14 protein-coding genes are annotated in these 13924 nt (G+C 57.9%); 8 read left to right on the top strand and 6 right to left on the bottom strand.

Features of this window, described 5'->3' with window-relative positions:
• The first annotated feature begins 145 nt into the window (after window positions 1–145).
• Together USG84_RS24050 and yoaE are read left to right on the top strand one after the other, a co-directional pair.
• A complete protein-coding gene (locus USG84_RS24050) occupies window positions 146–394 on the top strand; it encodes a protein YoaL (RefSeq protein ID WP_414146778.1) in 249 nt (82 codons plus the stop codon).
• Window positions 382–1941: a CNNM family cation transport protein YoaE gene (gene yoaE / locus USG84_RS07260; RefSeq protein WP_151412484.1), complete on the top strand. Its 1560-nt coding sequence runs from the start codon at window positions 382–384 to the stop codon at window positions 1939–1941. Before USG84_RS24050 ends, yoaE begins: the two co-directional genes overlap by 13 nt.
• 241 nt (window positions 1942–2182) lie before the next feature.
• Here the strand turns inward: yoaE and sdaA are convergent, their stop codons facing one another.
• The 3 genes from sdaA to pabB form a co-directional block, all read right to left on the bottom strand.
• Entirely contained in the window at window positions 2183–3547 is a 1365-nt protein-coding gene (gene sdaA / locus USG84_RS07255; protein ID WP_320738219.1) for an L-serine ammonia-lyase, read from the bottom strand.
• 184 nt (window positions 3548–3731) lie between these two features.
• The gene (locus tag USG84_RS07250; protein ID WP_151412485.1) at window positions 3732–4310 is read right to left on the bottom strand and encodes a CoA pyrophosphatase; all 579 of its coding nucleotides are present in this window, start codon (window positions 4308–4310) and stop codon (window positions 3732–3734) included.
• A 2-nt stretch (window positions 4311–4312) separates the two neighbouring features.
• Entirely contained in the window at window positions 4313–5638 is a 1326-nt protein-coding gene (gene pabB, locus USG84_RS07245; protein WP_151412514.1) for an aminodeoxychorismate synthase component 1, read from the bottom strand.
• Window positions 5639–5699: 61 nt separating this feature from the next.
• Here pabB and USG84_RS07240 point away from each other — a divergent pair, with 61 nt between their 5' ends.
• Entirely contained in the window at window positions 5700–5882 is a 183-nt protein-coding gene (locus USG84_RS07240; RefSeq protein WP_008500497.1) for a YoaH family protein, read from the top strand.
• Between the two features lie 6 nt (window positions 5883–5888).
• Here the strand turns inward: USG84_RS07240 and USG84_RS07235 are convergent, their stop codons facing one another.
• A complete protein-coding gene (locus tag USG84_RS07235) occupies window positions 5889–6233 on the bottom strand; it encodes a RidA family protein (RefSeq protein WP_151412486.1) in 345 nt (114 codons plus the stop codon).
• Between the two features lie 133 nt (window positions 6234–6366).
• Between USG84_RS07235 and USG84_RS07230 the strand changes: the two genes are divergently transcribed.
• From USG84_RS07230 to rnd, 5 genes are all read left to right on the top strand, one after another.
• Window positions 6367–8277, top strand: coding sequence for an ATP-dependent DNA helicase (locus USG84_RS07230; protein ID WP_023293935.1), 1911 nt, complete (start codon window positions 6367–6369; stop codon window positions 8275–8277).
• Between the two features lie 66 nt (window positions 8278–8343).
• A complete protein-coding gene (tsaB, locus tag USG84_RS07225) occupies window positions 8344–9039 on the top strand; it encodes a tRNA (adenosine(37)-N6)-threonylcarbamoyltransferase complex dimerization subunit type 1 TsaB (protein WP_061097906.1) in 696 nt (231 codons plus the stop codon).
• A 37-nt stretch (window positions 9040–9076) separates the two neighbouring features.
• Window positions 9077–9658, top strand: coding sequence for a Slp family lipoprotein (locus USG84_RS07220; RefSeq protein ID WP_151412487.1), 582 nt, complete (start codon window positions 9077–9079; stop codon window positions 9656–9658).
• Window positions 9659–9861: 203 nt separating this feature from the next.
• Complete coding sequence (gene fadD, locus USG84_RS07215; protein WP_151412488.1) at window positions 9862–11547, top strand: long-chain-fatty-acid--CoA ligase FadD; 1686 nt, start codon at window positions 9862–9864, stop codon at window positions 11545–11547.
• 83 nt (window positions 11548–11630) lie between these two features.
• On the top strand, window positions 11631–12746 hold the full coding sequence (gene rnd / locus USG84_RS07210; protein WP_151412515.1) for a ribonuclease D: 1116 nt from the start codon (window positions 11631–11633) through the stop codon (window positions 12744–12746).
• Between the two features lie 75 nt (window positions 12747–12821).
• On the opposite strand, the gene minE is transcribed toward rnd, so the two are convergent.
• Together minE and minD are read right to left on the bottom strand one after the other, a co-directional pair.
• Window positions 12822–13088 (bottom strand): cell division topological specificity factor MinE, encoded by a 267-nt coding sequence (gene minE, locus USG84_RS07205; RefSeq protein WP_024909868.1) that lies wholly within the window; start codon window positions 13086–13088, stop codon window positions 12822–12824.
• Between the two features lie 3 nt (window positions 13089–13091).
• Window positions 13092–13904 carry a septum site-determining protein MinD gene (gene minD, locus USG84_RS07200; RefSeq protein ID WP_008500505.1) on the bottom strand — a complete coding sequence of 271 codons (813 nt, stop codon included), beginning with the start codon at window positions 13902–13904 and terminating at the stop codon, window positions 13092–13094.
• Window positions 13905–13924: the final 20 nt, after the last annotated feature.

Genomic DNA, 13924 nt, shown 5'->3' with positions numbered 1-13924 from the left:
AGATAAGGGTTAGAGTTAAAAAACTAAGACTTCCGCGAATTATTTTAGACAGTGAAAAAATAATTTATGTGATGAAGATCCGTAATTTAGCTTTCCCGATCGAGAAAATTCTCAACACAAATTTAGTCTTATTACGTTTTTGCAAATGAACGTAAATCTTTGCTTAAAACCTATTGTCTCTGATATGTTTAGCCTCCGTTTAATTGTTCAGGAGTATAGGGCTACAGCCCACTATATGGACCGTCACCGACGTCAGTCATCTACCAGGCCATTCCGCGCCTTTTTCACCGGCGAACCACGCCACGTATCGACTCTGTCTGCCTCTTATTTGCCCACGTTGAGCGGGGCACCGTTTTGTCATTCCTTTAGCAGGAGCTTGTCATGGAATTCTTAATGGACCCGTCAATCTGGGTGGGACTGCTCACGCTGGTCGTACTGGAGATCGTTCTCGGTATTGATAACCTGGTGTTTATCGCCATCCTCGCGGACAAGCTCCCGCCAAAACAGCGTGATAAAGCACGTTTGATTGGCCTGTCGCTGGCGTTGATCATGCGACTGGGCTTGCTGTCCGTGATCTCGTGGATGGTCACGCTGACCAAACCGCTCTTCTCCGTGATGGACTACACCTTCTCCGGGCGTGATTTGATCATGCTGATCGGGGGGATATTCCTGCTGTTCAAAGCGACGACGGAGCTGCATGAACGGCTGGAGAACCGGCAGCACGATGATGGGCACGGTAAGGGCTACGCCAGCTTCTGGGTCGTGGTACTGCAAATCGTGGTGCTGGATGCGGTCTTCTCGCTGGATGCGGTCATTACCGCGGTCGGTATGGTGAACCACCTGCCGGTGATGATGGCGGCTGTCGTGATTGCGATGGCGGTGATGCTGCTGGCCTCGAAACCGCTGACGCGCTTCGTCAACCAGCATCCAACGGTGGTTGTGCTGTGTCTGAGCTTCCTGCTGATGATTGGTCTGAGCCTGGTGGCGGAAGGTTTCGGCTTCCATATTCCGAAAGGCTACCTGTACGCCGCGATTGGCTTCTCGATTCTGATCGAACTGTTCAACCAGATTGCGCGCCGTAACTTTATTAAGCAGCAGTCAAATCAGCCGCTGCGCGCCCGCACGGCGGACGCCATTCTGCGCCTGATGGGCGGGCGTCGCCAGGTAAACGTCCAGTCTGACTCCGAAAACCGTAACCCGGTGCCGGTCCCGGAAGGGGCGTTTGTGGAAGAGGAGCGCTACATGATTAATGGCGTCCTCTCCCTGGCCTCCCGCTCGCTGCGCGGCATCATGACGCCGCGCGGAGAAATTAGCTGGGTCGATGCGAACCTGAGCGTTGATGAAATTCGTCAGCAATTGCTCTCATCTCCGCACAGCCTGTTCCCGGTATGCCGCGGTGAGCTGGATGAAATCATCGGCGTCGTGCGGGCGAAAGAGATGCTGGTGGCGCTGGAAGAGGGCGTCAACGTGGAGGCCATCGCAGCTTCGTCGCCGGCGATTGTCGTGCCGGAAACGCTGGATCCGATCAACCTGCTGGGCGTATTGCGTCGCGCGCGCGGTAGCTTTGTTATCGTCACCAACGAGTTTGGTGTGGTACAGGGTCTGGTGACGCCGCTGGACGTGCTTGAAGCGATTGCCGGTGAATTCCCGGATGAAGACGAAACGCCTGAGATTGTGGCCGACGGCGAAGGCTGGCTGGTCAAAGGTGCGACCGACCTGCACGCGCTCTCGCATACGCTGGGGCTGGAAAACGTGGTTAACGATGAAGAAGACATCGCAACCGTGGCGGGGCTGGTTATCGCCGTAAACGGTCAGATCCCGCGCGTCGGGGATGTGATCGAGCTTCCTCCATTGCACATCACTATCGTTGAAGCTAACGACTACCGCGTCGATCTGGTCCGCATTGTTAAAGAACAGTCTGCACACGACGAAGATGAATAAGCCTGCTTAACGGGTACGATGTGCCCGTTACGATCTTCTGGCGGGGAAGATTTTCCCGCCAGCCATTGAGGCGTTACCACCGCGCCTGCTTCTCTCTCAACCCGTTCGCTATTTAGCCGCTGCCTGATGCCAGGCCGAGCGCGAGCAGCCGCGACCGTAAAAAGTGTAGTGGGGAAAGAAGAAGGAGACGAGAATGAAGGGAGAAATTCGCCCATCCGTTGCGGATGGGCGAAAGAGAGGATTAGTCGCACTGCACCTTAATGGCCAGACCGCCGCGCGAGGTCTCACGGTACTTCGCGTTCATGTCTTTGCCGGTTTCGTACATGGTTTCGATAACCTTATCCAGCGACACGCGTGGTTCGCTGGTACGGCGCATCGCCATGCGCGAGGCGTTAATCGCTTTGACGGAGGCAATCGCGTTACGCTCAATGCACGGCACCTGCACCTGGCCTGCGACCGGGTCACAGGTCAGACCGAGGTTATGTTCCATGCCAATTTCCGCCGCCACGCAAACCTGCTCAGGGCTTGCGCCCAGCAGCTCGGCCAGACCGGCCGCCGCCATGGAGCAGGCTACGCCCACTTCACCCTGACAGCCCACTTCAGCGCCTGAAATGGACGCGTTCATCTTGTACAGCGCGCCGATAGCGCCTGCCGCGAGGAAATAGCGGATATAGATATCCGGCGTCACAGGCTCGATAAAGTGATCGTAGTAGGCCAACACCGCCGGAACGATCCCGCACGCACCGTTGGTTGGCGCAGTCACGACACGCCCCCCCGCGGCGTTCTCTTCGTTAACCGCCAGAGCAAACATGTTGACCCAGTCGACCACGTTCATCGGGTCGTTAGAGAATTTGTCCGTGGTCACCAGCATACGGCGCAGGGCAGAGGCACGACGCGGCACGCGCAGTGGCCCAGGCAGCACGCCTTCGGTGTTCATCCCGCGATCGATACAGGCGCGCATGGTTTGCCACACGTTGGCAAAATAATCTTCGATCTCTTTTTTGCTGTGCAGCGCCAGCTCGTTCTGCATCACCATGCCGGACAGCGACAGGCCGGTCTCTTTGCAGTAGCCCAGCATCTCGGTGGCCGATTTGAACGGATAGGGCACGTTCACGTCGCCCGCGCTCTCTTTACCGAAATGCTCTTCGTCAACGATGAAGCCACCGCCGATGGAGTAGTAGGTTTTGCTGTAGATCTCTTTTTCGCCGCTCCAGGCGTGGATAGTCATGCCGTTTTCATGCAGCGGCAGGTTGTCGCTGCGAAAACGCATGCCGTCATCCGGCGGGAAATCCACTTCGTGCTGACCGTTAGCCAGCAGCAGGCGACCGCGCGCTTCAACGTCGCGGATGAATGCCGGGATGGCATCAATATCAACAGTGTCCGGCATATTGCCCGCCAGACCCATAATAATGGCGATATCGGTGTGGTGGCCTTTACCCGTTAATGACAGTGAACCGTAAACGTCTACGGCGACACGGGTAACGCTTTCCAGTAATCCTTTTTCGACCAGATCATCGACGAACTGTTTACCGGCCTTCATCGGCCCTACAGTGTGGGAAGAAGAAGGACCAATCCCCACTTTGAACATGTCGAATATACTAATCACTTTCACACTCCTGACAGGGTTACCGGGGTTCCAGTAACGATGTTATAACTGCGCATAGTGTAAGAGGGAACACCAACCTCGGCTTAACTATTCACATGAATTAAACTAATGGTTAACGATGGGTTTTGCTAATAGCGCGACGCGGATCGCAAACCTGCAAAAAAGGCTGGAATGTAAAGTATAGTCAAGGCTTCAGGCCGATTTGTAGCGCCAGTTCACGAATGATGCCCGCGGTCATGCCCCAGACAAAATAATGCTGATACCAGGACAACCACACTCGATGGTCATGCCCCCGGCGATGGATATCCAGGGGATGATAGCGGCTTAGCCGGAGCGCCTCTTCGAGCGGCATCTCAAACACCGCTGAGACTTCATCGACGCTGGCGTGATACTGAAGATTGGGGGGAATAATGCCGACCACCGGCGTGACCTGAAAGCCGGTCACGCTGTCGACCGGCGGCAGCACGCCGATGACCTCGACCCTTTCAGGCGGGATTGCCACCTCCTCCTGCGCCTCCCGCAGCGCGGCGGCAATCAGCGACGCGTCGGTGCTGTCCACCGCGCCTCCCGGGAAGGCCACCTGACCGGCGTGTTTGCGCATATGCGGCGAACGCTGAGTAAGCAGCAGGCCCGGCTGTTCCCGACGCACCACCGGGATCAGCACCGCCGCCTGACGTTCATTCAGCGAGGCGCGGTTGACCTGCGGCCGCAGCAGCTGAAAGCGCGACAGAAAATCATCCAGCGTCAGGTTCTCTTTCTCCACCGTTAGTTCTCCAGTTGCTTCAGGATGCGGTTCACCTTATCAAAGGTTTCCTGATATTCCGCCTCGACCTGGCTGTCCGCCACAATACCGCCGCCTGCAGAACAGTACAGATTGCCGCCGCAGGCCGTCAGCGTGCGAATGGTAATGCTGGTATCCATGGTGCCGCACAGGCTGATATAGCCGATGCTGCCGCACCAGGCGTTGCGGCGGTGCGGTTCCAGTTCGTCGATGATTTCCATGGCGCGAATTTTTGGCGCGCCGGTGATGGAGCCGCCCGGGAACGCGGCGCGGAGCAGATCGCAGGCGGTGCGAGAGGCGGGCAGGCGCGCGGTAATGGTGCTGACCAGATGATGTACCGCCGGGAAAGGCTCGACGACGAACAGCTCCGGCACGCGCACGCTGCCTGGTTCGGCGACCCGGCCAATATCGTTACGCATCAGGTCGACAATCATCAGGTTTTCGGCACGATCCTTCGGTGACGCGGCGAGTTTCTCCGCCTGCCGGCGATCGGCGTCGGGGTCCGCAATACGCGGTAATGTGCCTTTAATCGGGCGGGTCTGAATCGTACCTTCCGCCAGATGGATAAAGCGCTCCGGCGACAGGCTCAGTATTGCTCCCTGTTCGAGACGTACGAACGCGCTGAACGGCGCCCTGTTGCTGGCATTCAGACGGATAAACGCCTGCCACTCGTCTCCCTGGTATGCTGCCTGGAAGCGCTGGGCAAGGTTGACCTGATAGCAGTCGCCGCTTTGCAGATACGCCTGAACGCGCGCGAATTTTTCCGCGTATTCCGGCGCGGTCATGTTCGAGCGCCAGCCGGAGGTCAGGGTAAACGTCTCAGCTGGGGCAGGATGCTGCGCCTCAAGCCAGGCCAGACGCGCCTGCACGTCACCATGGCTCAGCAGGGAGACCGTTTTTTTCTGGTGGTCCACAATCAACGCCCAGTCGTACAGCCCCACGGCCATGTCCGGCAGGGAAATATCAGCCTGCGCATGCTCGGGCAGCGTCTCGAACCGGCGGCCCAAATCGTAGCCAAACAGCCCCAGCGCGCCCCCCTGGAAAGGCAGGTCCGGGGTCGGCGTAGCGGATAAGCCCAGCGCGTTGATTTCCTGCTGAAGCTTCATCAGCGGATCGTCCGTCGGCAGATCGTTGGTCGTCAGCGTCTTCAGCGGATCGGCCACCAGAATATCGAAGCGGCTGTAGGGGTGATCCGCATGGCCGGAGTGCAGCAGCATGGCAAAGGGAAGGTGGCTCAGTCGGGCAAACCAGAACTCAGCGGCGTCAGCGCGCCAGGGTAAGGTAACAACAGTGGGGAAGCGCATGTTCATGTATGGCATACTACCGGGCAGCGTGAAATAATTAGCGCGAATAATTTAGCAGGAGTTGACGATGTTTGCAGGTTTACCTTCTCTGAGCCATGAACAGCAGCAGAAAGCGGTTGAGCGAATTCAGGAACTGATGTCCCAGGGGATGAGCAGCGGACAGGCGATTTCCCAGGTGGCGGAGGAACTGCGCGCCACCCATACCGGCGAGCGGATCGTGGCGCGTTTTGAGGATGAAGATGAAGAGTAATCGGGCTTAAACCGCCGCGATAATCTTGATCTCAACCTTGTATTCCGGTTTCATCAGCGTGGCCTGTACGGTGCAGCGTACAGGCGCGTGACCCGCCACCACCCACGCATCCCAGGCTTTGTTCATCGCCGCGAAATCGTCTTTGTTTGCCAGGAAAATGGTCGCATCCAGAATGCGGGATTTGTCGCTGCCCTGTTTTTCCAGCACGGCATCAATCTGCGCCAGGGTATTCGCCGTCTGCTCGAACGCATCCGCGTCCAGATTTGACGGTACACCGGTGTAGTACAGCGTGTGGTTATGGATCACCACATCAGACCAGCGGGCTTCGGCATCAATGCGCACAATTGTCATAAACGTTTCCTCGTTATTTTTCGTCGTCAGGCGGCAAGACTGCCATATTGTTCTGCTGTCGTCACTATTTGGGGTGGCACAGGAGAGGATGGACTGACATAATCCCTGTGCAAAAATACAGTGAGAGAGCAACGTGGCAGACGATTTTTCCCCTGAAGGTCAATTAGCGCAGGCGATCCCCGGCTTCAAGCCTCGTGAGCCTCAGCGACAGATGGCGCACGCTGTTGCCCGCGCCATTGATAAGGCCCAGCCGCTGGTGGTTGAAGCCGGAACCGGCACGGGTAAGACCTATGCTTACCTTGCGCCGGCGCTGCGGGCGAAAAAGAAGGTGATTATTTCCACCGGATCGAAAGCGCTGCAGGATCAGCTCTACAGCCGCGATCTGCCTACCGTCGCAAAAGCGCTGAAATACAAAGGACGCCTGGCGCTGCTGAAAGGGCGATCGAACTACCTTTGCCTGGAGCGACTCGAACAGCAGGCGCTGGCGGGCGGCGATCTGCCGGTTCAAACCCTGAGCGACGTCATTATCCTGCGCGCCTGGGCGAACCAGACCGAAGAGGGCGATATCAGCACATGCGCGAGCGTGCCGGAAGACTCCCCGGCCTGGCCGCTGGTGACCAGCACTAACGACAACTGCCTCGGCAGCGACTGCCCGCTGTATAAAGACTGTTTTGTGGTGAAAGCGCGTAAAACTGCGATGGACGCAGACGTGGTAGTGGTGAACCACCACCTGTTCCTCGCGGACATGGTGGTTAAGGACAGCGGTTTCGGCGAGCTGATCCCGGAGGCGGATGTGATGATCTTCGATGAAGCCCATCAGCTGCCGGATATCGCCAGCCAGTATTTCGGCCAGTCGCTCTCCAGCCGCCAGCTTCAGGATCTGGCGAAAGATTTCACCATTGCCTACCGGACCGAACTCAAAGATACCCAGCAGCTGCAGAAGTGCGCCGACCGCCTGGCGCAAAGCGCGCAGGATTTCCGCTTGCAGCTTGGCGAGCCGGGCTATCGCGGCAACCTGCGCGAACTGCTGGCGGACAAAAATATCCAGCGCGCGCTGCTGCTGCTCGATGATGCCCTGGAACTCTGCTACGACGTGGCGAAGCTCTCCCTCGGACGTTCCGCCCTGCTTGATGCCGCCTTCGAGCGCGCCACGCTCTATCGCGGGCGGCTGAAACGGCTGAAAGAGATCAATCAGCCGGGGTACAGCTACTGGTATGAATGCACCTCCCGCCACTTTACCCTGGCGCTCACGCCGCTGACGGTGGCCGATAAATTCAAAGAGGTGATGGCGCAGAAGCCGGGAAGCTGGATCTTTACCTCCGCAACCCTGTCGGTAAATGACGATCTGCACCACTTCACCGAGCGCCTCGGCATTGAGCAGGCGGAATCACTGCTGCTGCCCAGCCCGTTTGACTACGAAAAGCAGGCGCTGCTGTGCGTGCCGCGCAATCTCCCGCTGCCGAACCAGCCGGGGGCGGCGCGGCATCTTGCGGCGATGCTCAAGCCGATGATTGAGGCCAACAACGGGCGCTGCTTTATGCTCTGCACCTCGCACGCCATGATGCGCGACCTCGCCGAGCAGTTTCGCGCCACCATGACCCTGCCGGTGCTGCTGCAGGGGGAAACCAGCAAAGGGCAGTTGCTTCAGCAGTTTGTCAGCGCCGGTAACGCCCTGCTGGTGGCGACCAGCAGCTTCTGGGAAGGGGTGGACGTGCGCGGCGACACGCTCTCGCTGGTGATCATCGATAAGCTGCCTTTCACGTCGCCGGACGATCCGCTGCTCAAGGCGCGTATGGAAGACTGCCGCCTGCGCGGGGGCGATCCGTTTGACGAGGTTCAGCTACCGGACGCGGTCATTACCCTGAAGCAGGGGGTAGGGCGTTTGATCCGCGACGTGACCGATCGCGGCGTGCTGGTCATTTGTGATAACCGGCTGGTCATGCGTCCTTACGGCGCAACCTTCCTCGCCAGCCTGCCGCCCGCCCCGCGTACGCGGGACATTAAACGCGCGGTGCGTTTCCTGGCAAACCCAACGGCGGAGTAATTCGCCCCGGAGTGTGCTAAGATGCGCGCCATTTTGTGACTGACCCTTGCGAGAGCGCGACGACTGATGCGAATTCTGGCTATTGATACCGCGACAGAGGCTTGCTCTGTTGCTCTGTTAAACGACGGTGCTGTTTCTGCTCATTTCGAAGAGTGCCCACGGGAACACACCCAGCGTATTCTGCCCCTGGTAAAAGCCATTTTAACCCAGGGCAACACCACCTTAACCGACCTCGACGCGCTGGCCTTTGGCCGCGGTCCCGGCAGCTTTACGGGCGTGCGCATTGGGATTGGCATTGCGCAGGGGCTGGCGCTGGGCGCTGACCTGCCAATGATCGGCGTCTCTACGCTTGCCACGATGGCCGAGGGAGCCTGGCGCATGACGGGCGCGACCCGCGTGCTGGCCGCTATTGACGCCCGCATGGGCGAAGTTTACTGGGCGGAATATACCCGCGATGAAAACGGCATCTGGCACGGTGAAGAGACGGAAGCGGTGCTTAAGCCTGAAGCCGTTACTGAACGCCTGAAGCAGCTGTCCGGCGAGTGGGCGACGGTCGGCACGGGCTGGCCGGCGTGGCCAGAGATGGCAAACGGCACCGGCGTGACGCTGGTGGACGGCAACATGCTCCTGCCTGCGGCAGAAGATATGCTCCCGATTGCCCGTCAGCTGCTTGCAGCAGGAAAAACCGTTGCCGTTGAACATGCGGAGCCGGTTTATTTGCGAAACACCGTCGCGTGGAAGAAACTTCCGGGCCGCGAGTGAATCTCAGTAACAGGAACTGAGAAAAAGGAGTCGCATCATGGCGGTTCAGACTAAAGTAGTACGCCTTTTTATGGCAGGCGCGGTTGCCATAGCACTGAGCGGTTGCGTAACCGTACCTGATGCGATCAAGGGCAGCAGCCCGACGCCACAGCAGGATCTGGTCCGGGTAATGAACGCGCCCGAGCTTTACGTCGGCCAGGAAGCGCGCTTCGGTGGCAAAGTGATCGACGTGCAGAACCAGCAGGGGAAAACCCGTCTGGAAATTGCCACGGTACCGCTCGACGGCGGCGCGCGTCCCGTACTCGGTGAAGCCTCTCGCGGGCGCATCTATGCCGACGTGAATGGCTTCCTCGACCCGGTCGATTTTCGCGGACAGCTGGTAACCGTTGTCGGGCCGATCACCGGTTCGGTGCAGGGCAAAATCGGCAACACGCCGTACAAGTTTATGACCATGCAGGTGAACGGCTATAAGCGCTGGCGTATCGCCCAGCAGGTGGTGATGCCGCCTCAGCCAATCGATCCGTGGATGTGGGGTCCACATCCTTATCGTTACGGTTATCCGGGATGGGGCTGGTATAATCCGGGCCCTGCGCAGGTTCAAACGATCGTAACTGAGTAACTTACTGTTATTATTAGGAAAGAGACAGCGGCTCAGCCGCTGTCTCTGTTTTTTTACGGATAAAACGAAAAAAAAGAGTGACGCGCTTCGCAACCTGCGATCTGAACAATTAATAAACTGGTACGCTGAGTTAATATAATGTTAACAAACTGTTTATTATCGGGGCTGTGATGACGACGAACACTCATTTCAGAGGTGATGCATTGCAAAAGGTTTGGCTTAACCGTTATCCCGCAGATGTGCCTGCGGAGATCAATCCTGACCGTTATCAATCCCTGGTGGAATTATTTGAGCACTCGGTAAGACGTTACGCAGACCAGCCCGCGTTTGTGAATATGGGCGAGGTGATGACGTTCCGTAAGCTTGAGGAACGTAGCCGGGCGTTTGCGGCTTATCTGCAGGAAGGGCTGGGGCTGCAAAAAGGGGATCGCGTCGCGCTGATGATGCCGAACCTGCTGCAATACCCGGTGGCGCTGTTCGGCATCCTGCGTGCCGGGATGATTGTCGTCAACGTCAACCCGCTTTACACGCCGCGCGAGCTGGAACACCAGCTGAACGACAGCGGCGCGGTGGCGATTGTCATTGTTTCCAACTTTGCCCACACGCTGGAAAAGGTGGTCGACAAGACTCAGGTGAAACACGTCATCCTGACGCGCATGGGCGATCAGCTTTCCACCGCCAAAGGGACGCTGGTTAACTTTGTCGTTAAATACGTCAAACGTCTGGTGCCCAAATACCACCTGCCGGATGCCATCTCCTTCCGCCGCGCGCTGCATGCGGGCTATCGCATGCAGTACGTCAAGCCGGAAGTGGTCTCAGAGGACCTGGCCTTCCTGCAATACACGGGCGGCACCACCGGCGTGGCCAAAGGGGCGATGCTGACCCACCGCAACATGCTGGCGAACCTCGAACAGGTCAATGCCACCTACGGGCCGCTGCTGCATCCGGGTAAAGAGCTGGTGATCACCGCGCTGCCGCTGTATCACATCTTCGCGCTGACCATGAACTGCCTGCTGTTTATCGAGCTGGGCGGGCAAAACGTATTGATCACCAACCCGCGCGATATCCCGGGGCTGGTGAAAGAGCTGGCAAAATACCCGTTTACCGCCATGACCGGGGTGAACACCCTGTTTAACGCGCTGCTCAACAACAAAGAGTTCCAGCAGCTCGATTTCTCCACGCTGCATCTCTCCGCGGGCGGCGGCATGCCGGTTCAGCAGGCGGTGGCCGAGCGCTGGGTGAAGCTAACCGGGCAATATCTGCTTGAAGGCTACGGCCTGACGGAGTGTGCGCCGCTGGTGAGCGTCAACCCGCATGACATCGACTACCACAGCGGCAGCATCGGCCTGCCGGTGCCGTCCACGGAAGCAAAGCTGGTGGATGATGAGGGTAACGAAGTGCCTCACGGCGAGCCGGGCGAGCTGTGCGTCAGAGGACCGCAGGTGATGCTGGGTTACTGGCAGCGCCCTGATGCGACCGACGAAATCCTCAAAGACGGCTGGCTGTACACCGGCGATATTGCGGTGATGGATGACGAAGGCTTCCTGCGCATCGTCGATCGCAAAAAAGATATGATTCTGGTCTCCGGCTTCAACGTCTATCCGAACGAAATCGAAGACGTGGTGATGCAGCACAGCGGCGTGCTGGAAGTGGCGGCGGTGGGCGTTCCTTCCGGCAGCAGCGGTGAAGCGGTGAAGATATTTGTGGTCAAGAAAGATCCTTCTCTTACCGAGGAAGCGCTGATAACGTTTTGTCGCCGTCAGCTGACGGGCTATAAAGTGCCGAAGCTGGTGGAATTCCGCGATGAGCTGCCGAAATCCAACGTCGGGAAGATATTACGACGAGAATTACGTGACGAAGCCCGTGCCAAAGTAGACAATAAGGCCTGAGCTTCACGTTAATCGCCCAGACGCCGGTTAAGCCGGCGTTTTTTATGGGCGCAAACAAAAGAGAATCCGATTTGAATTACCAGATGATCACGACCAACGACGAGCTGGCTTCGCTGTGCGAAGTGACGCGCGACTTTCCTGCCATCGCTCTGGATACCGAGTTTGTCCGTACTCGCACCTATTATCCACAGCTGGGTTTGATACAGATGTACGACGGTAAGCACGTCTCGCTGATCGACCCGCTCGGCATTACCGACTGGGCGCCGATGCGTGACCTGCTGCTGGATACTGCGGTAACGAAATACCTGCACGCGGGCAGTGAAGATCTGGAAGTCTTTCTGAACACCTTTGGCATCATGCCTCAGCCGCTGATTGATACGCAGATCCTCGCGGCGTTCAGCGGTCGTCCGCTGTCGTGGGGCTTTGCCGCCATGGTGGAGGAGTATACGGGCCTGACGCTGGATAAAAGTGAATCCCGTACCGACTGGCTGGCGCGCCCGCTTACCGAGCGTCAGCTGGAATATGCGGCGGCAGACGTGTTTTACCTGCTGCCGATTGCCGGACAGCTGATGAAAGAGGCGGAGGCCTCCGGCTGGCTGTCTGCCGCGCTGGACGAGTGCCGTATGACGCAGCAGCGTCGCCAGGAAGTGGTCGATCCGAAAGAGGCCTGGCGCGACATCAGCAACGCATGGCAGCTGCGTACGCGTCAGCTGGCCTGCCTGCAGCTGTTAGCCGACTGGCGCTTACGCAAAGCGCGCGAACGCGATTTGGCCGTTAACTTTGTGGTTCGCGAAGAGCATCTCTGGGCGGTCGCGCGCTATATGCCGGGCAGCCTGGGCGAACTGGACAGCATCGGGCTTTCGGGGAGCGAGATCCGCTTCCACGGTAAAACCCTGCTGGCGCTGGTCGCCAAAGCGCAGGCGCTGCCGGAAGAGGCGCTGCCTGAGCCGCTGCTGAATCTGATGGATATGCCGGGCTATCGCAAGGCTTTCAAGGACATCAAAGCGCTGGTGCAGGACGCCGCAACGGAAAGCAAGCTGAGTGCAGAACTGCTGGCGTCACGCAGGCAGATTAACCAGCTGCTGAACTGGCACTGGAAGCTGAAACCGCAGAATGGCGTGCCGGAACTGATGGCGGGCTGGCGCGGGGAATTGATGGCCGATCGCCTGAATACCTTGCTGGAAGGTTATCCGCGATAAAAATATGCCGGGCGATATACCCGGCATATTCCCCCGGTGGCGCTACGTCTGCCGGGGCGACGAACCACAACCGAATTAACGCGACTCTTCCGCTTCCGGAAGCGTCACGTTCAGCTCCAGAATCGAAATATCCCCGTCTTTTTGCTCCAGCTGCACCGTCACCATCTCCGGGTCAATCTGCACGTACTTACAGATCACTTCCAGGATGTCCTTGCGCAGCTGCGGCAGGTAGTGAGGCTCGGCGTCGCTACGACGACGCTCCGCAACGATAATTTGCAGACGTTCTTTTGCGATGTTGGCGGTGTTCTTTTTCCGCGAGAGAAAAAAGTCCAGTAATGCCATAACTTATCCTCCGAACAGGCGTTTGAGGAAACCTTTCTTCTCTTCTTCAATGAAGCGGAAAGGACGTTCTTCTCCCAGCAGACGGTCAACGGTATCGGCGTAAGCTTTACCTGCATCTGCCATTGTATCCAGGATCACGGGCTCGCCCTGGTTTGAAGCGCGCAGCACGGACTGATCTTCCGGGATGACGCCAACCAGTTTAATGCGCAGGATCTCCAGCACGTCTTCCATGCTCAGCATGTCACCTTTGTTTACGCGACCAGGGTTGTAACGGGTCAGCAGCAGGTGCTCTTTAATCGGGTCTTCGCCATTTTCCGCACGACGGGATTTGGAGGCGAGGATGCCGAGAATACGGTCTGAGTCACGCACGGAGGAGACTTCAGGGTTGGTGGTGATGATCGCTTCGTCAGCGAAGTAGAGCGCCATCAGGGCACCGGTTTCGATACCGGCAGGGGAGTCGCAGACAATGAAGTCGAACTCCATTTTTTTCAGCTCGTCGAGCACCTTTTCTACCCCTTCACGGGTCAGAGCGTCTTTGTCACGCGTCTGAGAGGCCGGGAGGATATAGAGGTTCTCGGTGCGCTTGTCTTTAATCAGCGCCTGGTTCAGCGTGGCATCGCCCTGAATGACGTTCACGAAGTCATACACGACGCGACGCTCACATCCCATGATGAGGTCGAGGTTACGCAGACCGATATCGAAGTCGATAACGACGGTTTTCTTTCCCTTCTGGGCCAAACCAGTAGCGATGGCCGCGCTGGAGGTGGTCTTGCCAACGCCTCCTTTACCCGAAGTAACAACAATAATGCGTGCCATAGAAATTCCTTGTTAAAAAG

The organism is Enterobacter sp. 168J2, assembly GCF_034107265.1.
Classification (GTDB): Bacteria; Pseudomonadota; Gammaproteobacteria; order Enterobacterales; family Enterobacteriaceae; genus Enterobacter; species Enterobacter nematophilus.
Note: the sequence above shows the minus strand (reverse complement) of the source record. Positions and strands in the feature narration are given on the sequence as shown.

Bases quoted from the DNA above. Each gene is read 5' to 3' on its own strand.
- rnd (WP_151412515.1), top strand. From the start codon at position 11,631: ATGATCACGACCAACGACGAGCTGGCTTCGCTGTGCGAAGTGACGCGC.
- tsaB (WP_061097906.1), top strand. From the start codon at position 8,344: ATGCGAATTCTGGCTATTGATACCGCGACAGAGGCTTGCTCTGTTGCT.
- minD (WP_008500505.1), bottom strand. From the start codon at position 13,904: ATGGCACGCATTATTGTTGTTACTTCGGGTAAAGGAGGCGTTGGCAAG.
- USG84_RS07220 (WP_151412487.1), top strand. From the start codon at position 9,077: ATGGCGGTTCAGACTAAAGTAGTACGCCTTTTTATGGCAGGCGCGGTT.
- USG84_RS07235 (WP_151412486.1), bottom strand. From the start codon at position 6,233: ATGACAATTGTGCGCATTGATGCCGAAGCCCGCTGGTCTGATGTGGTG.
- minE (WP_024909868.1), bottom strand. From the start codon at position 13,088: ATGGCATTACTGGACTTTTTTCTCTCGCGGAAAAAGAACACCGCCAAC.
- USG84_RS24050 (WP_414146778.1), top strand. From the start codon at position 146: ATGAACGTAAATCTTTGCTTAAAACCTATTGTCTCTGATATGTTTAGC.
- pabB (WP_151412514.1), bottom strand. From the start codon at position 5,638: ATGAACATGCGCTTCCCCACTGTTGTTACCTTACCCTGGCGCGCTGAC.
- USG84_RS07240 (WP_008500497.1), top strand. From the start codon at position 5,700: ATGTTTGCAGGTTTACCTTCTCTGAGCCATGAACAGCAGCAGAAAGCG.
- yoaE (WP_151412484.1), top strand. From the start codon at position 382: ATGGAATTCTTAATGGACCCGTCAATCTGGGTGGGACTGCTCACGCTG.